25 protein-coding genes and 1 other annotated feature are annotated in these 24,796 nt (G+C 47.3%); of the genes, 24 read left to right on the top strand and 1 reads right to left on the bottom strand.

The features are described from left to right. Positions 1 to 193 precede the first annotated feature (193 nt). The 17 genes from ylxM to ACTRDR_RS08300 all read left to right on the top strand — a co-directional run bounded on the left by ylxM (position 194) and on the right by ACTRDR_RS08300 (position 14,744). The gene (ylxM, locus tag ACTRDR_RS08380) at positions 194 to 535 is read left to right on the top strand and encodes a YlxM family DNA-binding protein (protein WP_117466484.1); all 342 of its coding nucleotides are present in this window, start codon (positions 194 to 196) and stop codon (positions 533 to 535) included. Positions 536 to 545: 10 nt separating this feature from the next. After that, positions 546 to 1,925 carry a signal recognition particle protein gene (ffh, locus tag ACTRDR_RS08375; RefSeq protein ID WP_440526905.1) on the top strand — a complete coding sequence of 460 codons (1,380 nt, stop codon included), beginning with the start codon at positions 546 to 548 and terminating at the stop codon, positions 1,923 to 1,925. Between the two features lie 88 nt (positions 1,926 to 2,013). After that, positions 2,014 to 2,259 (top strand): 30S ribosomal protein S16, encoded by a 246-nt coding sequence (gene rpsP, locus ACTRDR_RS08370; protein WP_022313019.1) that lies wholly within the window; start codon positions 2,014 to 2,016, stop codon positions 2,257 to 2,259. Between the two features lie 31 nt (positions 2,260 to 2,290). Further along, positions 2,291 to 2,518: a KH domain-containing protein gene (locus ACTRDR_RS08365; RefSeq protein WP_022154075.1), complete on the top strand. Its 228-nt coding sequence runs from the start codon at positions 2,291 to 2,293 to the stop codon at positions 2,516 to 2,518. A gap of 93 nt (positions 2,519 to 2,611) precedes the next feature. Further along, a complete protein-coding gene (rimM, locus tag ACTRDR_RS08360; protein ID WP_176864674.1) occupies positions 2,612 to 3,124 on the top strand; it encodes a ribosome maturation factor RimM in 513 nt (170 codons plus the stop codon). Next, positions 3,121 to 4,503 carry a tRNA (guanosine(37)-N1)-methyltransferase TrmD gene (trmD, locus tag ACTRDR_RS08355; protein ID WP_440526902.1) on the top strand — a complete coding sequence of 461 codons (1,383 nt, stop codon included), beginning with the start codon at positions 3,121 to 3,123 and terminating at the stop codon, positions 4,501 to 4,503. The genes rimM and trmD overlap by 4 nt, the downstream gene beginning before the upstream one ends. 115 nt (positions 4,504 to 4,618) lie before the next feature. After that, positions 4,619 to 4,966: a 50S ribosomal protein L19 gene (gene rplS, locus ACTRDR_RS08350; protein WP_022153355.1), complete on the top strand. Its 348-nt coding sequence runs from the start codon at positions 4,619 to 4,621 to the stop codon at positions 4,964 to 4,966. 116 nt (positions 4,967 to 5,082) lie between these two features. Then, positions 5,083 to 5,658: a signal peptidase I gene (gene lepB, locus ACTRDR_RS08345; RefSeq protein ID WP_440526900.1), complete on the top strand. Its 576-nt coding sequence runs from the start codon at positions 5,083 to 5,085 to the stop codon at positions 5,656 to 5,658. A 32-nt stretch (positions 5,659 to 5,690) separates the two neighbouring features. Further along, on the top strand, positions 5,691 to 6,545 hold the full coding sequence (gene ylqF, locus ACTRDR_RS08340; RefSeq protein ID WP_022153353.1) for a ribosome biogenesis GTPase YlqF: 855 nt from the start codon (positions 5,691 to 5,693) through the stop codon (positions 6,543 to 6,545). After that, entirely contained in the window at positions 6,538 to 7,083 is a 546-nt protein-coding gene (lepB, locus tag ACTRDR_RS08335) for a signal peptidase I (RefSeq protein ID WP_176864676.1), read from the top strand. Before ylqF ends, lepB (ACTRDR_RS08335) begins: the two co-directional genes overlap by 8 nt. A gap of 25 nt (positions 7,084 to 7,108) precedes the next feature. Further along, the gene (locus tag ACTRDR_RS08330; protein ID WP_440526898.1) at positions 7,109 to 7,867 is read left to right on the top strand and encodes a ribonuclease HII; all 759 of its coding nucleotides are present in this window, start codon (positions 7,109 to 7,111) and stop codon (positions 7,865 to 7,867) included. 24 nt (positions 7,868 to 7,891) lie between these two features. After that, positions 7,892 to 9,454 (top strand): flagellar hook-length control protein FliK, encoded by a 1,563-nt coding sequence (gene fliK, locus ACTRDR_RS08325; RefSeq protein ID WP_440526896.1) that lies wholly within the window; start codon positions 7,892 to 7,894, stop codon positions 9,452 to 9,454. Positions 9,455 to 9,771: 317 nt separating this feature from the next. Further along, on the top strand, positions 9,772 to 10,080 hold the full coding sequence (locus ACTRDR_RS08320; protein ID WP_440526894.1) for an EscU/YscU/HrcU family type III secretion system export apparatus switch protein: 309 nt from the start codon (positions 9,772 to 9,774) through the stop codon (positions 10,078 to 10,080). Continuing rightward, on the top strand, positions 10,077 to 10,445 hold the full coding sequence (locus ACTRDR_RS08315; RefSeq protein ID WP_176864684.1) for a YraN family protein: 369 nt from the start codon (positions 10,077 to 10,079) through the stop codon (positions 10,443 to 10,445). Before ACTRDR_RS08320 ends, ACTRDR_RS08315 begins: the two co-directional genes overlap by 4 nt. Before the next feature lie 3 nt (positions 10,446 to 10,448). Continuing rightward, positions 10,449 to 11,303, top strand: a complete 855-nt coding sequence (gene pgeF / locus ACTRDR_RS08310) for a peptidoglycan editing factor PgeF (protein WP_440526892.1) — start codon at positions 10,449 to 10,451, stop codon at positions 11,301 to 11,303. Positions 11,304 to 11,349: 46 nt separating this feature from the next. Continuing rightward, positions 11,350 to 12,048 (top strand): response regulator, encoded by a 699-nt coding sequence (locus tag ACTRDR_RS08305; protein WP_176864688.1) that lies wholly within the window; start codon positions 11,350 to 11,352, stop codon positions 12,046 to 12,048. Continuing rightward, positions 12,045 to 14,744, top strand: coding sequence for a histidine kinase dimerization/phospho-acceptor domain-containing protein (locus ACTRDR_RS08300; RefSeq protein WP_440526890.1), 2,700 nt, complete (start codon positions 12,045 to 12,047; stop codon positions 14,742 to 14,744). The genes ACTRDR_RS08305 and ACTRDR_RS08300 overlap by 4 nt, the downstream gene beginning before the upstream one ends. A gap of 74 nt (positions 14,745 to 14,818) precedes the next feature. On the opposite strand, the gene ACTRDR_RS08295 is transcribed toward ACTRDR_RS08300, so the two are convergent. Beyond that, a complete protein-coding gene (locus ACTRDR_RS08295) occupies positions 14,819 to 16,018 on the bottom strand; it encodes a ribose-phosphate diphosphokinase (RefSeq protein WP_176864692.1) in 1,200 nt (399 codons plus the stop codon). A 195-nt stretch (positions 16,019 to 16,213) separates the two neighbouring features. Between ACTRDR_RS08295 and ACTRDR_RS08290 the strand changes: the two genes are divergently transcribed. The 7 genes from ACTRDR_RS08290 to ACTRDR_RS08260 all read left to right on the top strand — a co-directional run bounded on the left by ACTRDR_RS08290 (position 16,214) and on the right by ACTRDR_RS08260 (position 24,788). After that, entirely contained in the window at positions 16,214 to 17,572 is a 1,359-nt protein-coding gene (locus tag ACTRDR_RS08290) for a DUF512 domain-containing protein (protein ID WP_440526889.1), read from the top strand. A 28-nt stretch (positions 17,573 to 17,600) separates the two neighbouring features. After that, entirely contained in the window at positions 17,601 to 18,941 is a 1,341-nt protein-coding gene (gene der, locus ACTRDR_RS08285; RefSeq protein ID WP_118547893.1) for a ribosome biogenesis GTPase Der, read from the top strand. Beyond that, the gene (gene plsY, locus ACTRDR_RS08280; RefSeq protein ID WP_440526887.1) at positions 18,941 to 19,624 is read left to right on the top strand and encodes a glycerol-3-phosphate 1-O-acyltransferase PlsY; all 684 of its coding nucleotides are present in this window, start codon (positions 18,941 to 18,943) and stop codon (positions 19,622 to 19,624) included. The genes der and plsY overlap by 1 nt, the downstream gene beginning before the upstream one ends. Positions 19,625 to 19,627: 3 nt before the next feature. After that, positions 19,628 to 20,641: an NAD(P)H-dependent glycerol-3-phosphate dehydrogenase gene (locus ACTRDR_RS08275; protein ID WP_440526886.1), complete on the top strand. Its 1,014-nt coding sequence runs from the start codon at positions 19,628 to 19,630 to the stop codon at positions 20,639 to 20,641. 88 nt (positions 20,642 to 20,729) lie between these two features. Continuing rightward, positions 20,730 to 21,004 (top strand) — a binding site (T-box leader). Between the two features lie 94 nt (positions 21,005 to 21,098). Further along, on the top strand, positions 21,099 to 22,322 hold the full coding sequence (tyrS, locus tag ACTRDR_RS08270) for a tyrosine--tRNA ligase (protein ID WP_440526884.1): 1,224 nt from the start codon (positions 21,099 to 21,101) through the stop codon (positions 22,320 to 22,322). Between the two features lie 154 nt (positions 22,323 to 22,476). Continuing rightward, entirely contained in the window at positions 22,477 to 23,997 is a 1,521-nt protein-coding gene (locus ACTRDR_RS08265) for a 4Fe-4S dicluster domain-containing protein (protein ID WP_118537865.1), read from the top strand. Positions 23,998 to 24,137: 140 nt separating this feature from the next. Next, positions 24,138 to 24,788 carry a trimeric intracellular cation channel family protein gene (locus tag ACTRDR_RS08260; protein ID WP_440526882.1) on the top strand — a complete coding sequence of 217 codons (651 nt, stop codon included), beginning with the start codon at positions 24,138 to 24,140 and terminating at the stop codon, positions 24,786 to 24,788. Positions 24,789 to 24,796: the final 8 nt, after the last annotated feature.

Genomic DNA, 24,796 nt, shown 5'->3' with positions numbered 1-24,796 from the left:
GTCTGCGTCCGAAGCGGAAGCGGGTCTGCGGTTCTTAGCCCCAATGCGAGCTACGGAGATTCGATAGCATTTCTTCACTAACTTTCAATTTATATAGCAAAGGTGTAAAGAAAAAATACTTGACACCTAGGACTTTCTATAGTATGATAGCCAAGGTGCATATCGCATGACCTAGAGAAAGGCACTGGATAAGATGGACAGGATTTTGGAACAAAATCTGTTGTATGATTTCTACGGTGAGCTTCTCACCGAGCATCAGCAGAGAGTGTATGAGGATGCAGTATATAATGATATGTCTCTCAGTGAGATCGCTGGAGAACAGGGCATCAGCAGGCAGGGCGTCCATGATCTGATCAAGCGTTGCGATAAGATCCTGCAGGATTATGAAAGCAAGCTTCATCTGGTAGAACGCTTCATGGCAGCCAAGGAGAAGATCGGTGAGATCGAACAGCTGACTGCGGAGGATACCACAGATCCTGAAGAACGGATGAGACGCATCCGAGAATTGTCCAGATCCCTTTTAAAGGAATGGTAAGGAGCAGCAAATGGCATTTGAAAGTTTAACAGACAAACTCCAAAATGTTTTTAAAAACTTAAGAAGCAAAGGCCGTCTGACGGAAGAGGATGTCAAGTCCGCACTGAAGGAAGTCAAGATGGCGCTCCTGGAGGCAGATGTTAACTTCAAGGTAGTCAAGCAGTTCGTGAAGGCAGTGGAGGAACGTGCCATTGGCCAGGATGTCATGAACGGTCTGAATCCCGGACAGATGGTGATCAAGATCGTAAATGAAGAAATGGTAAGCCTCATGGGTAGTGAGACCACAGAGATCGCCATGCAGCCTGGTAAGGCCATTACTGTTATCATGATGGTAGGTCTTCAGGGTGCAGGTAAGACCACAGCAACTGCGAAAATTGCCGGCAAGCTGAAGCTCAAGGGCAAAAAGCCGCTGCTGGTAGCCTGCGATATTTACCGTCCCGCAGCCATTGAACAGTTACAGATCAACGGTAAGAAGCAGGAAGTCGATGTGTTCTCTATGGGAACGGATCACAAGCCTGCAGAGATTGCACAGAATGCGATCACATATGCGGAGAAGAATGGCCATAATGTAGTAATTCTCGATACTGCCGGACGACTTCATGTGGATGAAGACATGATGGCGGAACTTCAGGAGATCAAAGAGACCGTGACAGTGCATCAGACACTGTTGGTAGTCGATGCCATGACTGGTCAGGATGCTGTAAATGTAGCAAAGGAATTCGATGAAAAGGTGGGCGTCGACGGTGTGATCCTGTCCAAGATGGACGGCGATACCAGAGGTGGTGCAGCACTTTCCATCAAAGCAGTCACAGGTAAGCCGATTCTTTTTGTAAGTATGGGAGAGAAGCTGTCTGACTTAGAGCAGTTCTACCCCGACCGTATGGCAAGCCGTATTTTGGGAATGGGCGATGTGTTATCCCTCATTGATAAGGCTCAGGCAAGCATTGACATCGATGAGGAGAAGAGCCGTGATATGGCCGGCCGCATGAAGAAAGGTAAATTCGATTTTGAAGATTACCTGGAGAGCATGAAGCAGATGCGCAACATGGGTGGCTTAACCAGTATCTTAGGGATGCTTCCCGGAATGGGTATCAAGGCATCGGATTTAGAGGGTGCCATCGATGAGACCCAGATGAAGCGAACGGAAGCTATCGTATTATCCATGACGAAGGAAGAACGCAGGAATCCCAAGATCCTGACCCCTCAGAGAAAGCACCGCATTGCAAAGGGCGCTGGCGTAGATATCGCAACAGTGAACCGGTTTATCAAACAGTTCGAGCAGACCCAGAAGATGATGAAGCAGTTTGGCGGCGGCAAAAAAGGCCGCGGCGGCATGGGCGGTATGTTCGGCGGTGGTAAATTTCCCGGCATGGGTGGCAGATTTTTCTAGCATTTTTATTTACTAAACTTAAGTCCGATATGAACAATCAGTTCTTATCATATAAATTATTTTATTTTTATTAATGGAGGAAAAAGAAATGGCAGTAAAGATCAGATTAAGAAGAATGGGACAGAAGAAGGCTCCTTTTTACAGAATCATCGTAGCAGATTCCCGTTCTCCCAGAGACGGTAGATTCATTGAGGAGATCGGTACTTATGATCCTTCCACCGATCCTTCCACTTTCAAGATCAACGAAGAACTTGCTAAGAAGTGGTTACAGAACGGTGCTCAGCCTACCGAGCAGGTTGCTAAGCTTTTCAAGGTTGCAGGAATCGAGAAATAAGTTCTAAATATCTATTCATCGGAGGTGGATTATGAAGGAACTAGTAGAAGTAGTTGCAAAGGCACTCGTTGATAATCCGGATGAAGTAGTTGTAACTGAGAAGACAGAAGGAAAAAATATCGTCCTTGAACTTCATGTAGCTGCGTCCGATATGGGTAAGGTGATCGGTAAGCAGGGACGTATTGCAAAAGCAATCCGCTCCGTTGTGAAGGCAGCATCATCCAAAGACAACACAAGAGTGGACGTTGAGATCGTTTAATTCAAGTTATAAGATCACAGACGTTGAGCGGAGAAACATACAGATGTGTGTTTCTCCGTTTTTTGGCTATCAGCCGGAATGGAGTAAGACTATATGGAAGATCTGTTACAGGTCGGCATTATCACTTCCACCCATGGGGTAAGAGGAGAAGTAAAGGTATATCCTACCACGGATGATCCCAGAAGATTCCGCAGATTAAGGGAAGTCGTTCTGGACACCGGCAGGGAAAAATTAAATCTGGAAATCGAAGGCGTCAAGTTCTTTAAACAGTTTGTGATCCTGAAGTTCAAAGGACTGGACAACATTAATGATATAGAAAAATATCGTCAGAAAAGCCTGTATGTGACCCGTAAAAATGCAGTGCGCCTGCAAAGAGACGAGTATTTCATTGCAGACCTGATCGGACTTAAGGTACAGGATGAGGATGGCGCGGAATTAGGTACGGTAAAGGATGTCATTGAGACCGGTGCCAATGATGTTTACGAAGTGGAAATGGCAGATGGCAGAAGCCTGCTTTTGCCCGCTATCAAACAGTGTATACTGAACGTGGACGTGGAAAACGGCATGATGCAGGTACATGTATTGGAAGGATTGCTTGACTTATGATGAAGTTTCACATTCTGACCCTGTTCCCGGAGATGGTGCAGCAGGGACTGGCGACCAGCATACTGGGACGGGCAGCGGAGAAAGATCTGATCTCCATCGATGCGGTGAATATCCGGGATTACACACAGGACAAGCATGGAAAAGTAGATGATTACACTTATGGCGGCGGCGCCGGAATGCTGATGCAGGCACAGCCGGTCTATGATGCTTACCGGGCGGTAGCAGGAGAAAAAAAGATCCGCTGTGTCTATCTGACTCCCCAGGGAGAGCCTTTTACACAGAAAAAGGCAAAGGAATTGTCCGGGGAAGAGGAACTGGTATTACTTTGTGGACATTACGAAGGAATTGATGAGCGAGTATTGGAGGAAGTAGTAACCGATTATATCTCTATCGGAGATTATGTTCTTACCGGTGGAGAGCTGGCTGCCATGGTCGTGGTGGACGCTGTGGCGCGACTGGTACCCGGAGTGCTTAATAACGACGAATCCGCCGAGACAGAGAGCTTTCATAACGATCTGCTGGAATATCCCCAGTATTCCCGCCCGGAGGACTGGCATGGAAAGAAGGTACCGGAGGTGCTTTTATCCGGCAATCATAAGAAAATAAACGCCTGGCGCCGGGAACAGTCCGAGCGACGCACCGAAGAACGCCGTCCGGACCTCTATGCAAAATATCAGGAAAAACAGCGGGTCATCAAAAAACTTTCCGCGAAGAAACGTATTTTTATTCATATGATGGAGACGCTTTCCAGAGGACAGGGAGAAATTCTCTATGCGGAAGGGAAAAATATACTGATCTATCTGCCGGAGATCGGCAATGCCATGCTGAATGCGGAGGATGAGGAACATTTGGAGAAAATGCTGCCGCTGATTCCGAAAGATGTGTCGGAGCATAGTATTGTGACTGTGACAGGCCGTTGGAATGAACGCGTCAGTGAAATCTTGGGGTATCATGGCAGTATGCTATGTTCCCAGGCATGCTATACCAGAGGGGAACCACTTCCGGTGAGGCACAAGGACATCCGGCAGCTGACAGTGGAAGAGATTCCTTATGTGGCGGAGCATTATCATCTGGGAGACGAGACTTATGTCCGGGAGAGGATTGTGGCCGGAGATGTCTTCGGCATCTATATTGATGGAAAGCTCTGTGGCTTCATTGGATGTCACAATGACGGCAGCATGGGAATGCTGTATGTGGAGGATGCATACCGCAGACAAGGACTTGCAGCATCCCTGGAAGGCTATCTGATCAACAAACAGAGAGAACAGGGGATGATACCCTATGCCCATATTGTGAATGGAAATGAAGCGTCCATACAACTGCAGGAACGGTTGGGGCTGAATCTGTCGGATCCCGTGATCTGGTGGTTGTATAAATAAAAAAAGCTTGCTTTTTATGCAGGCTTATGATAAAATCTGAATGTTGTGAAAACGAGATGGTCCTCTGTTACCAATAAGCGTATTAAGAACATCCATTTTATGAAGGAGGCTCATTATGAGTAACATTATCAAAGAGATCGAAGCAGAACAGTTAAAAGAGACCGTTGACCAGTTTGAAGTTGGCGATACCGTTAAGGTATACGGCAAGATCAAAGAGGGTAACCGTGAGAGAATCCAGGTGTTTGAGGGCGTTGTACTGAAGAGACAGGGCGGCAGCAACAGAGAGACTTTCACTGTTAGAAAGACTTCTAACGGAATCGGCGTAGAGAAGACCTGGCCTTTACACTCTCCCAATGTAGAGAAGATCGAAGTTGTAAGAAAGGGTAAAGTAAGACGCGCTAAGCTGAATTACTTAAGAGATCGTGTTGGTAAGAAGGCAAAGGTTAAGGAATTAGTAAAATAATTGTATTGACCGGTGAGGGCAGCTGTTTTAATACAGCTGCCTTTTATATTTGAAAAAGCACCCCGGATATGGTACACTGTGACATGTAAACCTGGATAACGAGATAGGGCATAACATTGAGAAATAAAGGATTAAGTTTTTACAAAAAAAAGAAAAAGATCAGCCAGGCACTTTTGCGGGAGATATTCAGTTGGATCTTCGGTATTGCGTTGTCTGTGTTTCTTGCCGGAGTTATGGTGATCTTCCTCGGAAGATCGGCAAGAGTGGTGGGTATGTCCATGGAACCGACACTGGAGAACGGACAGCAGATCTACATTGACCGTTTCACCTATATCCTGTCGTCCCCCAAGGCAGGAGATGTTGTGGCATTTCTACCCAATGGTAATGAGAATTCCCATTATTATATCAAGAGAGTTGTGGCAGGACCGGGGGATAAAGTCCGGATCGCAGACGGAACAATGTATGTGAACGGTCAGCAGAGTATCTGGGTCAAAGAGCGGATACTGGATGCCGGTATTGCAGAAAATGAACTGATTCTTGGAAGCGGAGAATATTTCTGCATCGGAGATAATCCCAATAACAGTGAAGACAGCAGATCAGCAAATATCGGTCCGGTGGATGAGGATGATATCGTTGGCAAGGCATGGTTTCATCTAAAATCTTCTACGGAAGGTATGGGATTTATCAAATAAAGGAATGCAGCAATAAAGGAAAGAGGAAACGAATGAATTATCAGTGGTATCCCGGCCATATGACCAAAGCACGTCGTATGATGCAGGAAAATATAAAACTTATCGATCTGGTCATTGAACTGGTAGATGCCAGAATTCCCATCAGCAGCAGAAATCCCGACATTGATGAACTTGGAAAGGGAAAGTCCAGGATTATTTTATTGAACAAATCCGACCTGGCAGATCCTGTCTGGAATAAAAAGTGGGTGGAATATTTTGCCGCAAAGGGAATGGGAGTGCTGGAGATTAATTCCCGTACCGGAATGGGAATCAAATCCATTCAGGGACTGGTACAGGAAGTCTGTAAGGAAAAAATCGAGCGTGACAGGAAGCGTGGAATTGTAAATCGTCCGGTCCGTGCAATGGTCGTAGGAATTCCCAATGTAGGGAAATCCACTTTTATTAATTCCTTTGCAGGCAAAGCCTGTGCAAAGACCGGCAATAAGCCCGGTGTGACAAAAGGAAAACAGTGGATCCGCCTGAACAAGGGGCTGGAACTTTTGGATACCCCCGGTATCCTGTGGCCAAAGTTTGAGGACCAGCAGGTGGGAATGCGGCTGGCGTTTATAGGATCCATGAATGATGAGATATTAATTCCCGATGAACTGGCATGTGATCTCATCGGAGCCATCAAAGAGTTGTATCCGAAGGCACTGCAGGAACGCTACGCAGCAGATCCTGCGGGTAAACCCATAGAAATACTGGAAGCGGTGGCAGAGAGCCGCAAATGTTATTCGAAGGGAGAACAGCTGGACCTGGTAAAGGCATCCGGACTTCTGATCGATGATTTCCGCAGCGGTAAGCTGGGAAGAATGACACTGGAGAGGATAGATTCAGACAATGAATAAAGTATTGAAAGAATTTTTAAACACTGCCATTTACCTGCTTTGTGTTCTGGGTGCAGTATGGATTGTGATCACCTTCGTAGGACAACGTACCGAAGTGGAGGGAGCCTCTATGGAGAATACCCTTCACAACGGGGATAATCTGATTGTGGATAAGCTGAGTTATCGTTTCCATGATCCGGAGCGTTTTGACATTATTGTATTTCCATTTCAGTATCAGTCAAATACCTACTATATCAAGCGAATCATCGGTCTGCCCGGGGAGACGGTACAGATCATGGAGGACGGCAGTATTTACATAAACGGTGAAAAACTGGAAGAGTCTTACGGACGGGAAGTGATCAAACCGGAGACCATCGGCAGAGCGGCAGATCCTATTGTGCTGGAAGAGGACGAATATTTTGTTATGGGTGATAATCGTAACAACTCCAGTGACAGCCGGACCGATATGGTGGGCAACATTAAGAGAGAGGATATTATCGGAAAAGCGTGGCTGCGCATCTGGCCGCTTTCCGATTTCGGAGTATTGAAGCATCAGTGACCGGACTTCAGATGAGGGAAAACAAATGGAAAGTGCAGCAAAGATCAAAGAAATATTACAGGCAGCTTCTACGGAAAAGCTGCCTGAATTTATAGCAGAGTATGAGACGGATCCAAGAAGTGGCGTACAGAAGCTGGTGGCAAGTGCCCGGAAAAAGCTGGATGCCCTGGAAAAAGAAAAACAACGTATCGAAAATCTGAAAAAATACGAGAGAGAATATGCACAGTATTCTTATATCTGCGGGATCGACGAAGTGGGAAGAGGACCTTTGGCGGGACCGGTGGTGGCAGGTGCGGTGATATTGCCCAAGGACTGCCATATTTTGTATATTAATGATTCCAAGCAATTATCCGAAAAAAAGAGAGAAGAGCTGTATGATGTGATCACACGGGAAGCTGTTGCCTGGGCAGTGGGTTATGCTTCTCCAAAACGAATTGATGAGATCAATATTTTGCAGGCAACCTATGAGGCTATGCGGGAGGCAATCGGTAAATTAACTCCTGCACCGGATCTTTTGTTAAATGATGCCGTAACGATCCCGGGGGTGAACATCAGACAGGTTCCCATTATTAAGGGCGATGCCAAGAGTATTTCCATTGGAGCAGCAAGCATTGTCGCGAAAGTGACCAGGGACCGGCTCATGGAACAGTACGCTGACGTATTTCCGGAATATGATTTTGCTTCCAACAAGGGCTACGGCAGTGCAGCGCACATTGCGGCGTTGAAGGAATACGGACCGACACCGATTCACAGACACAGTTTTATTAAGAATTTCGGCTTTTAAGGGAAATGCCGGAGGAGACAAAAAATGAAGCTGACAGGGTGGTTTACGCAGGATAAAATTGCGGATAACAACAGAATACAGATACCGGACAGTGAAAATGCGGAGCAGGCGAATCGTCAGATCCGTTCGCTGGTGCCGGGACAGACCCTGCGGGGAGAGATTGTCTCCAGGGAGGGCAGCAACGCACAGATCCGCCTGTTGCAGGATGTGCTGATTGATGCGAAGGTGGATGCGGATATCCGTCTGGATCTGGGGCAGAATATCACCTTTCAGGTAAAAAGCAATGGGCAGACGCTGAACTTAAGCCCACTGTTTACGAATATGGCAACAGAAGGAACAGTACGGAAGGCTTTGGATATGGCATCGCTTCCAACAAATGAAAATACGGTGGCAATGACAAAGCAGCTGATGGATGCGGGGCTTCCCATCGATAAAAATACGCTGCAGCAGATCTGGCATGAGAGCAATACTTTTCCGGATGCTGAGATTATGGATATTGTAAATCTTCACAGACTGGAACTGCCGGTGACGGAAGAAAATATTTCGCAGATGGCATCCTACCGGAATCTGACGCATCAGCTGACAGAAGGAATTGCGGATGCTTCCGAAGCACTGACGGCTACATTACAGGAGATGGTAGCAGGCGGGGATGTGGAGCAGGCTGCCGGGTTATATCAGGCAATTACAGACCTGCTGCTGGCAGAAGGAGAAGTGTCCGGAGTAGCGGATACGGTGCAGGCAGAGAACACACAGCCGTTACAGACCATTGTGGAGGAAAAACCGGAAATACTGCAGCCGGAAGAGATATCCGAAGAGAATATGGGCAGGCTGTCAGATACCACAGTAAAAGAAGCGGATTCGGATGAGTCAGTGACGGCACAGCTTAAGAACATACAGAAATTACTGAAGCAGGGACTGGATACAAAGGATGTGCATCTGTTACACAGGGTATTACAGGACTCTAAAGTGACGGAACTGCCGGGAAAGCTGTTACTGGACAGCTGGAGCTTACGCCCGGAGGATGTGGAGTCTCCGGAGAAGGTGGAACAGCTGTACCAGAGGCTGGGGCGGCAGCTGAAGGGATTTGCCGATGCTTTGGGAGAGAACGGACAGAGTGGCTCCCAGGTATATCAGGCGGTGTCGAACTTAAGCCGGAATGTGGATTTCCTACAGCAGATCAATCAGACCTATGCGTATATTCAGCTGCCGCTGCATCTGCGGCAGGGAGAACATAAGACAGGGGAACTGTTTGTATACACAAACAAGAAAAATCTCGCCAAAAGAGACGGACAGGTCAGCGCTCTTCTGCACCTGGACATGGAGCATCTGGGACCGTTGGATGTCTATGTGGCAATGCAGGATGTGAAAGTAAGCACCAAATTCTACGTGCAGAATGATGCAATACTGGATTATCTGGAATCAAATATGGATGTGTTGACACAGAGGCTGAAAAAGAGAGGTTACGACTGTAATTGCGAGACCACACTGCGAACAGAGTTACAACAGACCGCCCAGGCTATGGCACCGCTTGTTAAGACAGAGAGAAGTGTTCCGATAGCGAGATACGCTTTTGACGTGAGAACATAACTTCTCCATAGAAAGCAGACGTGACTGCTTGCAGGCAACGGATGCTTTCTATGAGAGAAGTAAACATACATGAGTATGTAGGACGATAGTCCGGAATACGAATGTATGTTGCGATTTCGAGAGTGCGCAGCACGGAGAGATCGTGTATGTAGGACGATAGTCCGGAATACGAATGTATGTTGCGATTTCGAGAGTGCGAAGCACGGAGAGATCGTGTATGTAGGACAATAGTCCGGAATACGAATGTATGTTGCGATTTCGAGAGTGCGCAGCACGGAGAAATCGTGTATGTTTAGAACTACCCGGGGGGAGAAACAATGGACGACGAAAAAAAGAAGGTAAAACAGGCAATAGCACTGGAATACGACCCTTCCGATGATGCACCGCGAGTCGTAGCCAGCGGTAAGGGAATCCTGGCAGAGAAGATTATAGAAAAGGCACAGGAAAGCAGTGTCCCGATCCATCGGGATGATAAACTGGCAGACACACTGTCCCGCCTGGATATCGGAGAAATGATCCCACCGGAATTATACGAGGTGGTGGCGGAGATCCTGGTATTCGTAGATGCGGTAGACCACCGCATGGTGAAGGAGAGCGTAGCAAACGGGGGAAAACAGAAAACTTGAATACCAGACAGACGGGGAATGTGTATGAGCAGATAGCGGCAGACTATCTGGAAAAGCAGGGAATGCGGATTTTAGAGCGGAATTTTCGCAGAGGGAGAAATGGAGAGATCGACATTATCGGCAGAGACGGGAAATATCTTGTTTTCGTGGAAGTGAAATACCGTGCCGGAACAGAAAAAGGATCGGCACTGGAGGCTGTAACGCCGGCAAAACAGAAAATGATCTGTGAAGTAGCGGATTATTATAGAATCCTGCATAAATATGATGAGAACACATGGGTGCGTTATGATGTAGTGGCGATACAGGGAGAACAGATCATCTGGGTTCCCAATGCTTTTTTACATCATTATCGTACAAGGAGATAGAGAATGTATCAGTTAATAAGAAATAGCGGCGGGAATCCGGACGGTATACAGCAGAGAAAACAAGGAGAACTGGAATATCTGGTATTCCCGAAGTTAGAGAAGACCGGAGTTGTGGAGCATTTATTTACCACCAGAATCGGTGGTGTCAGTAGCGGAATCTACTCCACGATGAACTTAAGCTTTTCCAGAGGGGATGATCCGGAATGTGTCCGGGAAAATTACAGACGCATCGGCGAGGTGTTAGGAACCGATCCGGAACATATGGTGGCATCAAAACAGACTCATACCACCAATATCCGTCTGGTGACGGAAGCGGATCTGGGGAACGGTATTACCGAACCTTCCGCTTATGATGACGTGGATGGACTGGCGACGAATATTCCGGGAATGGCTTTGGTGACTTTTTATGCGGACTGTGTACCTTTATATTTTGTGGATCCGGTGAAGAAAGCTATCGGACTGGCACATTCCGGATGGAGGGGAACTGTGGCGGGAATGGGTGCCTGCATGGTACAATTTATGCGGGAACATTTTCATAGTGATCCGAAGGATCTGATTGCGGCCATCGGACCGTCCATCTGTGTAGACTGCTATGAAGTGAGTGAGGAAGTGGCAGAACAATTCAGAGAGGGCTTTCCGAAGGAGATCTTACAGCCGGGGAAGGCGGATGGAAAATATCAGCTGGATCTGTGGAAGGCAAATGAAAGTATTCTGTTAAAGGCAGGGATACTGCCCAAGCATCTGACAGTGACGGATGTCTGCACCTGTCATAATCCGGAATATTTATTTTCACACCGTGCCAGCCACGGACAAAGAGGGAATCTTGCAGCGTTTTTAATGCTGAAAAACAACTGTTGATCATGTTAGGTGGGAGCAAGCGTGCAGACGCAGAAACGAGGGAAGTATGGCAAACATTTTAGTGTGTGACGATGACAGAGAGATCGTAGATGCGATAGAAATTTATTTGAGTCAGGACGGTTATAAGATCTACAAAGCCTATGATGGGGAGCAGGCGCTTCAGATTCTGGACAAGGAGGATATCCACCTGCTGATCATGGATATTATGATGCCGAAGTTAGACGGAATCCGGGCAACATTAAAGATTCGGGAATACAGCAGTATCCCCATCATTATTTTATCTGCCAAATCAGAGGACACGGACAAGATCCTGGGATTGAATATCGGTGCAGATGATTATATCTGCAAACCCTTCAATCCTCTGGAGCTGGTGGCAAGAGTGAAGTCCAATCTGCGCAGATATACTTCACTGGGAAGCCTCACCGGGGAGAATAAGGCAATCTATCAGGTGGGAGGACTTATATTAAACGATGACACCAAGCAGGTGACAGTGGACGACGAACCGGTGAAAATGACTCCCATTGAGTACAATATTTTATTGCTTCTGATGAAGAATCAGGGACGGGTATTTTCTATCAATCAGATCTACGAAAGCATCTGGAATGAGGATGCTATCGGAGCGGACAATACGGTAGCCGTACATATACGGCATATCCGTGAAAAAATAGAAATCAATCCCAAGGAACCGAGATATCTGAAGGTGGTATGGGGGGTCGGTTATAAAATTGATAAGGAGCAGACATGAGAAAACAGACATTAAAGCGGCTGGTACTGGGGCTGGTACAGCAGACGGCGGCATTGCTTCTGTTAGTTGCCATTGCTGCAGTCCTATTCAATTCTTATCTTGCAGTGGATACCGCGGACGGAACCAAAGTATATGAATTATCACCATTGGATGCAGAGACGGAATTTGAGGATTCCGTGATTTTTCATGATCTTTTTCGGAGTGCGGTATCGGACATCCTACAGCTTATGGTGATCAAGGGGGAAATTGAGACCAATGACCAGTTTGATCCCTATAAGAAGATCGATATTACAAAATTCGCATCTGCAAAAAGCGGTGGTGTGGATTGCACGGTAACGGCGGTCTATGAACTGGAAGATCTGATCAAGTGGGGAAGATACGGCGTGGAGTATACGGACCGTATCATGAGTATGTCTGATTTCGTCAATTATTTCGGTCCCGTGACCTCTCCGGAGCATTTTAAACTGGATGGAGACGGACAACTGGAATTTGTGGCGGAAGCAGAACAGACTGTGGAGGAACAGGATGCGGTGCTACGGGCGATAGAAGCCATTCCGGAGAGTCAGAGGACTGATCGATTGGAGGATCTGGCATTTACTTATTTCGTGAAGGAGAGCGCACAGGATATCCGGGTATCCAGGGAGGATGACGGAACAATTACCGTATATTTTCCCATGATCGTGAACCGGTACGCCACTGTGGACGGAGAGAAACAGCTGACTGCCCATGCAAGTAACTGGGTTGACTATATAGCGTTGCAGAACAATTTGGAACTGACGGTAAATACCCTGGCTGCCAGTTACGAACAATATCAGAACTGTAACGATCTGTACCGGGAAAATGCAGGAAATCTGAAATACGCGGTCCGTATGGTGACCCCGGACGGTATTACCAGGACTTATACCAACGTATCGGAGATTGAGAACAGTTCGGATAATGAGATCACGGACTATTTTTCCGAATACAGACGTTATCTGATCTATTATCCCGACAGTCTGGAATTTACCGGTAATACCGGTATGACGGAGAGTGAGATCTATCATTATCTCAAGGAATATGATTATGCCTATCCGGATATGACACATATCTGGATCGCCGTGGATACGAATTATCCGGTGGCGGGAGACTCCTTCTATAATGCAAATGTGGTATTTCAGAGGATCGTACCGAATATATGGTATCTCATTGGTGGCGGGATCCTGCTAGTGGTTCTGTGGCTGCTCATCGGTATATATCTGACAGTGACGGCAGGTGTTGCATATGATGAAGAGGATGAACCGGTTCTGTATTTGAACGGTATTGACCATGTGTGGATCGAATTTATGCTGCTTGCTTTTGTGGCATGCATCTATGCGGGAAGAATAGGCTATGATTACCTGATGGATACGGCAAACAGGGTTTACTTAAGCCATGCTGAGATTCAGGGCAGAGAATATACGAGACTGGCGGCATACGGCGTATTTGCCATCTATGGATTTACAGTCAGCATGGGATTTAACGTATTCTGGTACAGCTTCATGCGCAGGATCAAATCCCACAATATGTGGAGTGACAGTTTCCTACATTGGCTTACGAGCAGCTTCGGAAAAGCGGTACATTTTGTGGTATCCCACAGAAATTCCGCCATCAGCTCCCTGATTCCGTATAATCTGTTCCTGCTTGCCAATCTGGCGGGAATATTTGCAGCCTATCTGCTGCGGGACAGAGGAGCCTTATGGCTGCTTCCGGCACTGGCAGCCATTGTACTGGACGGTATCGTGGGTGTGCTGCGATTTAAACAGAAAGCGGAACAGATCGATATTGTGGAAGGAATACGTAGGATCCGTGACGGCGAGGTGGATTATAAGCTGGATACGGAGGCGCTTCACGGAGACAATAGGGAGATGGCGGATGCGGTAAATAACATCGGTGAAGGTATCCGTAAGGCGGTAAGTACCAGCATGAAGGACGAACAGATGAAGTCTGACCTGATCACTAATGTCTCCCATGATATCAAGACGCCGCTGACCTCCATTATCAATTATGTGGATCTGCTGAAACGCCTGAAAATCACGGAGGAACCGGCACAGAGCTATATTGCCGTACTGGACAGCAAGTCCCAGAGGCTGAAACAGTTGACAGATGACCTGGTGGAAGCTTCGAAAATCTCTTCCGGTAATATTGTATTGAATTTAGAGCCGTTAAATCTGACGGAGCTGTTGAACCAGGCAGTGGGAGAATTCTCTGACAGACTGGGGGAGAAAAAGCTGCAGATTATTTTCGACGGCAGTGACCAGCCGGGTATGATCTATGCGGATAGCCGCAGAATGTGGAGAATTATCGAGAATCTCTTTCAGAACATCTGTAAATATGCGCTGGAGGGAACCAGAGTCTATTTGGAGATGCAGGTAGAAGGTGGCAGAGTTGTTGCTTCTCTTAAAAATATTTCTGACAGACCTATGAATTTAAAGGGAGAGGAATTGTCGGAGCGTTTTATCCGCGGAGACGCTTCCCGCACCACGGAAGGCAGTGGGCTTGGACTGTATATCGCGAAGAATCTTACGCAGGCACAGCATGGAGAATTTCAGATCCGGTTAGACGGAGATCTGTTCAAGATCCTGCTGGATTTTCCGGAGTATATCCGACCGGCGGCAGAAGAGACGATAGATGAGAAGAAAAAAGTGAACGAGGAAGATTCCGATAAGGCGGAAGAGTAAGCCAGTAGAAGTTAACAAAAAAACGCAGAAGCAAATCAGGGCTTCTGCGTTTTTTTCTGTTAACGTTAGTTAATTTAGAAATGGAACTCGTTCATGTCCTTGCGGTTGTTGTAGGCGTCCACAATACCGTGGATCTTATCAGTGGTAGCCATGACATTGGACAGAGAAGCATCATGGTTCATGAAGTCAATCAGGGAAGCAATGAACTTACTCATGTCTGCTTCAACAAAGTAAGGTCTTGTATAGATTTCGGGAGGCAGATAGGTAAGATTCGTAGTAATGACCTTATCAAAATCGCCATGCTCGTAAGCAGCATCGAAATTCTTCAGACCATCGGTGAACAGACCAAAGGTACAGCAGATATATACGCGTCTGGCATTCATTGCCTTTAACTGCTTCGCGGTATCCAACATACTTCCACCGGAGGAGATCATATCATCGATAATAATGATGTCTTTGCCGTCGATATTGTCACCTAAGAATTCATGGGCAACAATAGGGTTTTTACCATTGACGATGGTGGAGTAGTCACGTCTCTTGTAGAACATACCGGTATCAACACCCAGGACGCTTGCAAAGTAAATAGCACGGTCCAAAGCACCCTCATCCGGGCTGATGACTAACAGATGATCCTTATCCACGATCATATCGTCTTCGGAATTCAACAGTGATTTTATGAATTCATAGGGTGTGGTGAAGTTATCAAAGCCGTTCAGGGGTGTGGAATTCTGAACGCGGGGATCGTGGGCATCAAAGGTGATAAAGTTGTCGATTCCCATGTCTCTTAATTCTTCCAATGCATAAGCGCAGTCCAAAGACTCTCTGCCGCTGCGGCGGTGCTGTCTGCCTTCGTAGAGGAAGGGCATAATGACATTGATGCGTCGTGCTTTACCGTTACATGCGGCGATAACACGCTTCAGATCCTGATAGTGGTCATCGGGAGACATGTGGTTGGTATAGCCGTTCATGTTGTAAGTAATACTATGATTGCACACATCGGTTAAGATGAACAGGTCTTTACCGCGGATGGTTTCACTGATCTGTGCCTTGGCTTCACCGCTTCCGAAACGGGGTACATCCACATCTACGAGATAATTACTCTCGATATAGCCGTGGAAAGCAGGATCATTTTTAACTTTGTCATTGTGGATACTCTTACGGAATTCAACCATGTAATCGTTGATACGGCGTCCCATTTTTTCTGCGGAAGGCAGAGCGATGATCTTCAAAGGAGCCACGGGCATGGCATTTTCCAGTTCATGTAAATTAGGCATGATGTCCCTCCTGGACGAGCTTTTATTGTTTGTAAAAATATTTCGAAAATATATTCAGAGCTTCATTCACAAAGCTGCATCTTCGATGCTTGCCTTTTGCTCAGAGTATAACAATTAATTTATATCATTATGCTAGTGACACGTCAAGGAATTTCTTGTACAATGGATAGAAGAAAGCTGGTTAGGTGGATTAAAATGAAGAAAAAAGAACATATTGTAAAAACGGTAAAGCCGGGCAGTATCGCAGAGGAACTGGAGATTGCTCCGGGAGATAAGGTACTGGCGATAGATAATACGGAGATCGAGGATATTTTTGATTATCAGTTTCTGACCCAGGATACTTATATTGAAATGCTGGTGGAGAAGCCGGATGGAGAGCAGTGGCTCTTAGAGATCGATAAGGAATTCGATGAGGACCTGGGAATCGAATTTGAGAACGGTCTGATGGATGAATACAGGCATTGTCATAACAAATGCATTTTCTGCTTTATCGATCAGATGCCGAAGGGCATGCGGGATACTTTGTATTTCAAAGATGACGATTCCCGCCTGTCTTTTTTACAGGGCAATTATGTGACATTGACCAACATGTCGGACCATGATATCGACCGGATCTGCAGATATCATCTGTCCCCCATCAACATCTCGTTCCAGACCATGAATCCCGAGCTTCGGTGTAAAATGCTGAACAATCGTTTCGCGGGAGATGCTCTGAAAAAGGTGGATACTTTAAATGCTGCGGGGATTCGGATGAACGGACAGATCGTACTGTGTAAGGGCGTGAATGACGGTAAGGAACTGGAATACAGCATTCAGAAGCTGATGGAATATCTGCCGAATGTGGAGAGCGTTTCCGTGGTACCGGTTGGATTGTCCAAATACCGTGAGGGGCTGTATCCGTTAGAACCATTCAATGCGCAGGATGCGGGCGAGGTCATTGACCTGATCGAGAAATACCAGAAGATCTGCATGGAGAAATATGGCACCCATTTTATCCAGGCGAGTGACGAGTGGTATATCTTAGCGGGCAGAGAGGTGCCGGAGGAGGAACGTTACGATGGTTATCTGCAGCTGGAGAACGGCGTAGGCATGATCCGGCTGTTATTGGATGAGTTCCACGACGCGCTAAAGAGACGTATCATAGAAAAAGCTTCCGGGGCAAAGCTTCCCTGGGAAGGGACAAGGGAGATCTCCCTGGCGACGGGCAGACTGGCGTTTCCTTATTTAAAGAGAATGTCGGAAGAACTGATGCAGGAATATCCCGGGCTTCGGATCCAGGTCTATGAGATCATCAATGAATTTTTCGGAGAGATGATCACCGTATCCGGGCTTCTGACCGGGCAGGATATCGTGAAGCAGTTAAAGGATAAAAACCTGGGAGAAGCGTTGTATCTTCCCCGGAATGTCCTCAGAAGCGGAGCAGATCTGTTTCTGGACGATTATACGCTGGCAGACGTGGAGGGGGCTTTACAAGTTCCTGTGAATATTGTAAAATCAAGCGGATATGATCTTGTGGACGCTTTGCTTGGAATCGAAGGTTCCGGGCAGAACTAAGATATCAGAAGTAAGAATGGAGGAAATTATGGCAAAGAGAAAATCCAAGCCCATCGTTGCGGTGGTGGGACGCCCGAATGTAGGTAAATCCACCCTGTTCAATGCATTGGCTGGCGAAAATATATCTATCGTAAAAGATACGCCCGGTATTACCAGAGACCGTATTTATGCGGATATCCATTGGCTGGATATGACATTTACGCTGATCGACACCGGCGGTATCGAGCCGGACAGCAAGGATGTGATCCTGTCCCAGATGAGAGAGCAGGCGGAGATCGCCATGGAGACGGCGGATGTGATCATTTTCCTGGTAGATGTAAAGCAAGGGCTGGTGGACGCTGACTCCAAGGTGGCGGACATGCTGCGCCGTTCCCACAAGCCGGTGGTACTGGTAGTCAACAAGGTAGACAGTTTCCAGAAGTATATGGCGGATGTTTACGAATTCTACAATCTGGGCATCGGCGATCCTCATCCGATCTCTGCGGTGAACCGTCTGGGAATCGGTGACATGTTAGAGGCTGTAACCGAATATTTTGATAAGGAACAGGCAGAGGAAGAGGAGGATGATCGCACCCGTGTGGCTATCGTCGGTAAACCTAACGTAGGTAAGTCTTCCCTGATCAACAAGCTGCTGGGTGAGAACCGTCTGATCGTATCTGATATCGCAGGTACTACCAGAGACGCGGTGGACACTGAGATCACTTATAATGGCAAGGAATATGTATTCATTGATACTGCGGGACTCCGTCGTAAGAATAAGATCAAGGAAGAACTGGAGCGTTACATGATCGTCCGTACCGTCAGTGCCGTGGAGCGTGCGGAGGTCGTGGTACTGATGATCGATGCGGAAGAAGGCGTTACGGAGCAGGATGCGAAGATCGCCGGAATCGCACATGAGAGAGGCAAAGCGACGATCATTGTAGTGAATAAGTGGGATGCCATCGAAAAAGACGACAAGACCATTTACAAATTTACGGAAAAGGTGCGCAATACCTTATCCTTCATGCCTTATGCGGAGCTTCTGTTTGTCTCTGCGAAGACGGGGCAGAGACTGCCCAAGCTGTTCGAGACCATCGATATTGTCAGCGAGAACCACGCCATGCGTGTGGCTACCGGTGTGCTGAATGAGATCATGGCAGAGGCTGTGGCAATGCAGCAGCCCCCTTCCGATAAGGGTAAGAGACTGAGACTGTACTATATTACCCAGGTAGCGGTAAAACCGCCTACTTTCGTGATCTTTGTAAACGATAAGGAGCTGATGCATTTCTCCTATACCAGATATATTGAAAATCAGATCCGAGAGACCTTTGGGTTCAAGGGGACTCCCCTCAGATTTATCATCAGAGAACGAAAGGAAAAAGATCAATAATGGAACGTGTTATCTGTTTACTCATCGGCTATGTATTTGGACTGTTTCAGACTGCATATTTTTATGGCAAGACAAAGGGAATCGATATCCGTAAGTACGGAAGCGGCAATGCCGGTACCACCAACGCCTTAAGAGTATTGGGAACGAAGGCGGGACTGATCGTGTTTGCGGGAGACTGTTTAAAATGTATCATCGCCGTATGTATCACCAGAGCCTTGTTCAGTACCGGACATCCGGAGAATATTTATCTGCTGTGTCTGTACACCGGCGCAGGAGCCATTATCGGACACAACTTTCCGTTTTATATGGGATTTAAGGGCGGAAAGGGTATCGCTGCCACCGCAGGACTGATTCTGTCTTTCCACCCCTATTTTATCGTGATGGGTGTGGTACTGTTTTTTGGCGCTTTTCTGACCACACATTACGTGTCTCTGGGATCACTGCTGGTATATGCTGGATTTATGATCCAAATGGTAGTCTGCGGACAGATGGGACTGTTCGGTGCCATGCCGCAGTCACAGCTGTATGAGATGTATGCAATTACTGCATTTCTCACGGTTATGGCATATTGGAAGCACAGACAGAACATTGTCCGTCTGCTTCACGGGAACGAGAGGAAGACTTATCTGTTCAAGAAAAAGGCAACAGAAACGCAGACAGAAATATCCGGGGAGGATAAATAAGCTATGGCAAAAGTATGTATATTGGGCGGCGGAAGCTGGGGCATCGGTCTGTCAGTGGTATTACATAAGAACGGACATGAGGTGACGGTATGGTCTGCAGTTCCTGCAGAGATTCAGATGCTTCAGGAGAAGCACGAACACAAGATGCTGCCGGGAGTAAAGCTCCCGGAGGATATGATCTTTACTACGGATGATAAATCTGCGATCGAGGGTAAGGATCTGTTAGTTATGGCAGTGGCAAGCTCCTACACCAGAAGCACGGCACACCGCATCAGCCCGCTGGTGGCGAAGGGACAGAGAATCGTCAGCGTCTCCAAGGGAATCGAGGAGCATACCCTGATGACCCAGGCACAGATCATCGAAGATGAGATCCCCCAGGCACAGGTAGCGGTACTGTCCGGACCGACGCACGCGGAGGAAGTCAGCCGTGGTATCCCCACGACGATCGTAGCGGGTTCTAAGAGTAAAAGCTGTGCGGAATATGTGCAGAATCTGTTCATGAACGAGGTGTTCCGTGTCTATACCAGCCCGGATGTACTGGGCATTGAACTGGGCGGTGCTCTGAAAAACGTAGTAGCGCTGGCTGCCGGTATTGCCGACGGACTGGGCTACGGAGACAATACGAAGGCAGCACTGATCACCAGAGGCATTACCGAGATCGCCAGACTTGGTACTGCCATGGGTGGTAATTTCGAGACCTTCTGTGGTCTGACCGGTATCGGAGATCTGATCGTGACCTGCGCCAGTATGCATTCCCGTAACCGTCGTGCCGGTATCCTGATCGGGCAGGGCAAGTCCTACGAGGAAGCAATGAAGGAAGTTCAGATGGTGGTAGAGGGCGTGTATTCTGCCAAGGCTGCCATGGAACTGTCGAAAAAATATGAGGTTCAGCTGCCTATTATTGAGCAGGTAAATGAAGTGCTCTTTGACGGTAAGCCTGCGGATCAGGCCGTAAAAGAACTGATGCTTCGTGACAAGAAGCTGGAAGTATCCCATCTGCCCTGGCCTGAAGAATAAATCGTGAGAATAGATCATATTTTTGGTGTTGACAGAAAAACGCAAACTGGCTATAATAAGTTCATGTTTAGCGCAAACATATGATAAGAAGAATGCAATGAAGGGAAGAAGTACTGTTCCTCCACTTCTGACAGAGAGTAGCCGGCAGGTGAGAGGCGCACAGAAGCAGAGCAGGAATACATCCCGGAGCAGCCGGTGGAAAGAGAAGGATCAGAAGATTTTTATCAGAGGATTCCGAACGAGTAGATCAGGACGGCAGGCCCCGATATCGGCCGAAGTATTGATAGATACTTACTGAGCTGTCAGATGTGAGTCTGGCGGGAACATTAGGTGGTAACACGAGTGATCAAGCTCGTCCTTTTGAAAAGGGGCGGGCTTTTTTAGTGCCTTTGGAGCCGATTCCCAAAAAATGCAAAAAGGTATACAGAGTAAAAGAACCCAAAAAGGAGAAGAGAAAATGACAGTATTTGATGAATTAAAAGCCAGAGGACTGCTGGCACAGCTGACAGATGAAGAGGAGATCAAGGAACTGATCAATAATGGAAAGGCTACCTTCTACATTGGTTTTGATCCTACTGCAGACAGTCTTCACGTGGGACATTTCATGGCACTGTGTCTGATGAAGAGAATGCAGATGGCAGGCAACAAGCCCATCGCTCTGATCGGTGGAGGAACTGCAATGATCGGTGATCCCTCCGGCAGAAGCGATATGCGTACCATGATGACCAAGGAGACCATTCAGCATAACGTAGACTGCTTCAAGAAGCAGATGAGCCGTTTTATTGATTTTGGCGACGGTAAGGCACTGATGGTTAATAATGCGGACTGGCTGCTGAATCTGAACTATGTGGAATTGTTAAGAGATGTGGGAGCACACTTCAGCGTTAACCGTATGCTGACCGCAGAGTGCTACAAGCAGAGAATGGAGAAGGGCTTAAGCTTTTTAGAGTTCAACTACATGATCATGCAGAGCTTTGACTTCCTGACCTTATACCAGAAATACGGCTGTAACATGCAGTTTGGTGGTGATGATCAGTGGAGCAATATGTTAGGAGGCACCGAGCTGATCCGCAGAAAGCTGGGCAAGGATGCTTATGCTATGACCATCACCCTGCTGTTAAATTCCGAGGGTAAGAAGATGGGTAAGACCCAGAAGGGTGCCGTATGGCTGGATCCCAACAAGACTACTCCTTTCGAGTTCTACCAGTACTGGAGAAATGTATCAGACGCTGATGTCCTGAAGTGCCTGCGTATGCTGACCTTCCTGCCTCTGGAGCAGATCGATGAGATGGACAAATGGGAAGGAAGCCAGTTAAATCAGGCGAAGGAAATTCTGGCATACGAACTGACAAATCTGGTACATGGCGAGGAAGAGGCTAAGAAGGCACAGGAGAGTGCAAGAGCACTGTTTACCGGCGGCAACGCCGCAGAAATGCCTACCAGTGAGCTGACAGAGGCAGACTTTACCGATGGTAAGATTGATATTCTCGGTGTTCTGGTGAAATCCGGACTGTCCGCATCCCGCAGTGAAGCAAGACGTGCCGTAGAACAGGGCGGTGTTGTCGTAGCGGATGAAAAGGTTACAGATGTGAAGACCGCTTACGATCCCGAGCAGTTTGACGGAGAGGGTCTGGTAGTCCGCAGAGGTAAGAAGAACTTCAAGAGAGTCGTTATGAAGTAAAAAGAATAAAAATTCTAAAGATGGGATCTTTCACGAAAAACAGTGAAGGATCCTATTTTTATTGTGATTTTTCTTGCATTTACAGGTGCAGTATGGTTTAATATGGGTAGTATGTTAAAAAAATATCAAAAGGCGGTAATGTGATATGAGCAGCATGAGAGGGATCGATACTCCGGTAAGACAGCGGAGAAGAAGAGTATTTAAGGAAGTGGCTAATCTGGCTTACAATTCCACGAATCTGAAAGATGATATGGAGGCGCTGCCTTATAAGATCGTAGACTATGAAGAGTCGGAGTTCTGGGAGAGCGTCTATCGTGACAGAGCGATCATCCGTGAGCGCATCCGTCTGGCCATGGGTATGAGCTTACGCCCGGAGAACCGTGAGCATCCCGGACATCTGACACAGGGACTGGAAGAGAGTAATATTGATGAAAAATATTACGAGCCCCCTCTGATGCAGGTCATTCCGTCGGCTTGTAATGCCTGCCCGGAGAACCGTTATGAGGTGACCAGCTCCTGCATGGGGTGTCTGGCACATCCCTGCCAGAGTGTTTGTCCCAAGGGTGCGATCTCTATGAAAAACGGCAAGTCTGTTATTGATCAGGAAAAATGCATCAAGTGTGGAAAGTGTCGTGAAATCTGCCCTTATGATGCGATTTGTCACAAAGAGCGTCCCTGTAAGGCTGCCTGCGGTATTGGAGCTATTACATCTGACCATGTGGGAAGAGCCGTGATCGACAATGAGAAATGTGTATCCTGCGGTCAGTGTATGGTAAGTTGTCCTTTTGGAGCGATTGCTGACAAGTCTCAGATCTTCCAGTTGATCCGTGCCATGCAGTCCGGCCGGAAGATCATTGCCCAGGTAGCACCTGCATTTGCCGGACAGTTCGGCCCGAAGGTGACACCTGAGATGTTCAAGACAGCGTTGAAGGAATTGGGGTTTGCGGATGTCTATGAGACAGCGCTGGGCGCTGACATGGGATGTATGGCGGAAGCGGAGCACTACGTGAAGGAGGTTGCTACCGGTAAGCAGCAGTTTGCCCTGACCTCCTGTTGTCCTTCCTGGTCTGTAATGGCGAAGAATTTGTTCCCTGAGACCATTGATAAGATCAGTAATGAATTAACCCCTATGGTTGCAACGGCCCGTCTGATCAAACAGGAACATCCGGATGCGTCCGTAGTATTCATTGGCCCCTGCGCTTCCAAGAAGCTGGAAGCCAGCAGACGTACCGTTCGTTCCGATGTAGACTTTGTTATCACTTTTGAGGAACTGACCGGTATGTTCGAAGCTAAGGGAATCCTGTTGGATGAGATCAAGGCCATGGATGAGATGAAGGATGCTACCGCAGCCGGAAGAGGTTACGGCGTGGCAGGCGGCGTTGCCAATGCTATCAAGGAGTGTATCGAACAGTATTATCCGGGAACACCGGTGAACATTCAGCATGCGGAGAGCCTGGCAGAATGTAAGAAAGCCCTGCTCCTTGCCAAAGCCGGTAAGATGAACGGCTGCCTGATCGAGGGTATGGCCTGCCCCGGAGGCTGTATTGCCGGAGCCGGCACCAACATTGCTATTCCCGTAGCAGCCAGAGCCGTGGACAAGTTCAAGAACGAAGCAGAGAAGAAAGTACCTGATGAAAGTGTGGATCAGGAAATGGTGGAACTGGAAAAAGAATAAACATAGGATAGAAATTTTGTCGGGAAAGGGAATCATCACAAAAAGCGTGATGGTTCCTTTTTAATGTCGGTAAATTAGCTATTGTTATTTTAAGAAAGATACTATAAAATATCGTGGAGAACTCTTAGGAGAAATAGATTATGAACATTCAGGACGGTATTATTTTTTTCATGGAAATTTTAGGAACCATCGCTTTCGCCGCGTCAGGTGCCATGGTGGGGATTCGAAAACGAATGGATATTTTCGGTATCTGCGTGTTGGGTGTAGTGACGGCAGTGGGAGGAGGTATGACCAGGGATGTGATCCTGGGGAAATTGCCTTCGGCACTGGAAAAGCCGGTGTATGTTGTGGTATCAGTGATTACGTCACTGGCAATTTTTATACTGCTGTATATCAAGCATGATCTTTTAAGTGGCAGACTGGGAACTTTTTATGACAAGGCCATGCTGATCATGGATTCCGTAGGCCTGGGAATCTTTACATCCCTGGGTGTGATGTCGGGAATTGATAATGGATATCCTGATAATTCCTTCCTGCTGGTGTTTATAGGAATGCTTACCGGTGTAGGCGGCGGTCTGATGCGTGACATGATGGCAGGGGAGGAACCTTACATCTTTGTAAAGCATATTTATGCCAGTGCATCCCTTATGGGAGCACTGGGCTGCGTGTGGATATACAGAGAATGGGGAAGACTGCCGGCGGTATTCATCGGAGCTTTCGTTGTCATGGCGATCCGTTTCCTGGCAGCGCATTACAGATGGAACCTTCCCCATCCGAAATCCTTGTCTTAACTGTTGCA

It is taken from the genome of Simiaoa sp., from assembly GCF_051972595.1.
Lineage (GTDB): Bacteria > Bacillota > Clostridia > Lachnospirales > Lachnospiraceae > Acetatifactor > Acetatifactor hominis.
The sequence above is the reverse complement of the archived record's forward strand: the minus strand, read 5'-3'. Positions and strand labels throughout refer to the sequence as shown.

Coding starts and splice junctions, on each gene's coding strand:
- ylxM (WP_117466484.1), top strand. CDS start 194: ATGGACAGGATTTTGGAACAAAATCTGTTGTATGATTTCTACGGTGAG.
- ffh (WP_440526905.1), top strand. CDS start 546: ATGGCATTTGAAAGTTTAACAGACAAACTCCAAAATGTTTTTAAAAAC.
- rpsP (WP_022313019.1), top strand. CDS start 2,014: ATGGCAGTAAAGATCAGATTAAGAAGAATGGGACAGAAGAAGGCTCCT.
- ACTRDR_RS08365 (WP_022154075.1), top strand. CDS start 2,291: ATGAAGGAACTAGTAGAAGTAGTTGCAAAGGCACTCGTTGATAATCCG.
- rimM (WP_176864674.1), top strand. CDS start 2,612: ATGGAAGATCTGTTACAGGTCGGCATTATCACTTCCACCCATGGGGTA.
- trmD (WP_440526902.1), top strand. CDS start 3,121: ATGATGAAGTTTCACATTCTGACCCTGTTCCCGGAGATGGTGCAGCAG.
- rplS (WP_022153355.1), top strand. CDS start 4,619: ATGAGTAACATTATCAAAGAGATCGAAGCAGAACAGTTAAAAGAGACC.
- ylqF (WP_022153353.1), top strand. CDS start 5,691: ATGAATTATCAGTGGTATCCCGGCCATATGACCAAAGCACGTCGTATG.
- lepB (WP_176864676.1), top strand. CDS start 6,538: ATGAATAAAGTATTGAAAGAATTTTTAAACACTGCCATTTACCTGCTT.
- ACTRDR_RS08330 (WP_440526898.1), top strand. CDS start 7,109: ATGGAAAGTGCAGCAAAGATCAAAGAAATATTACAGGCAGCTTCTACG.
- fliK (WP_440526896.1), top strand. CDS start 7,892: ATGAAGCTGACAGGGTGGTTTACGCAGGATAAAATTGCGGATAACAAC.
- ACTRDR_RS08320 (WP_440526894.1), top strand. CDS start 9,772: ATGGACGACGAAAAAAAGAAGGTAAAACAGGCAATAGCACTGGAATAC.
- pgeF (WP_440526892.1), top strand. CDS start 10,449: ATGTATCAGTTAATAAGAAATAGCGGCGGGAATCCGGACGGTATACAG.
- ACTRDR_RS08305 (WP_176864688.1), top strand. CDS start 11,350: ATGGCAAACATTTTAGTGTGTGACGATGACAGAGAGATCGTAGATGCG.
- ACTRDR_RS08300 (WP_440526890.1), top strand. CDS start 12,045: ATGAGAAAACAGACATTAAAGCGGCTGGTACTGGGGCTGGTACAGCAG.
- ACTRDR_RS08295 (WP_176864692.1), bottom strand. CDS start 16,018: ATGCCTAATTTACATGAACTGGAAAATGCCATGCCCGTGGCTCCTTTG.
- ACTRDR_RS08290 (WP_440526889.1), top strand. CDS start 16,214: ATGAAGAAAAAAGAACATATTGTAAAAACGGTAAAGCCGGGCAGTATC.
- der (WP_118547893.1), top strand. CDS start 17,601: ATGGCAAAGAGAAAATCCAAGCCCATCGTTGCGGTGGTGGGACGCCCG.
- plsY (WP_440526887.1), top strand. CDS start 18,941: ATGGAACGTGTTATCTGTTTACTCATCGGCTATGTATTTGGACTGTTT.
- ACTRDR_RS08275 (WP_440526886.1), top strand. CDS start 19,628: ATGGCAAAAGTATGTATATTGGGCGGCGGAAGCTGGGGCATCGGTCTG.
- tyrS (WP_440526884.1), top strand. CDS start 21,099: ATGACAGTATTTGATGAATTAAAAGCCAGAGGACTGCTGGCACAGCTG.
- ACTRDR_RS08265 (WP_118537865.1), top strand. CDS start 22,477: ATGAGAGGGATCGATACTCCGGTAAGACAGCGGAGAAGAAGAGTATTT.
- ACTRDR_RS08260 (WP_440526882.1), top strand. CDS start 24,138: ATGAACATTCAGGACGGTATTATTTTTTTCATGGAAATTTTAGGAACC.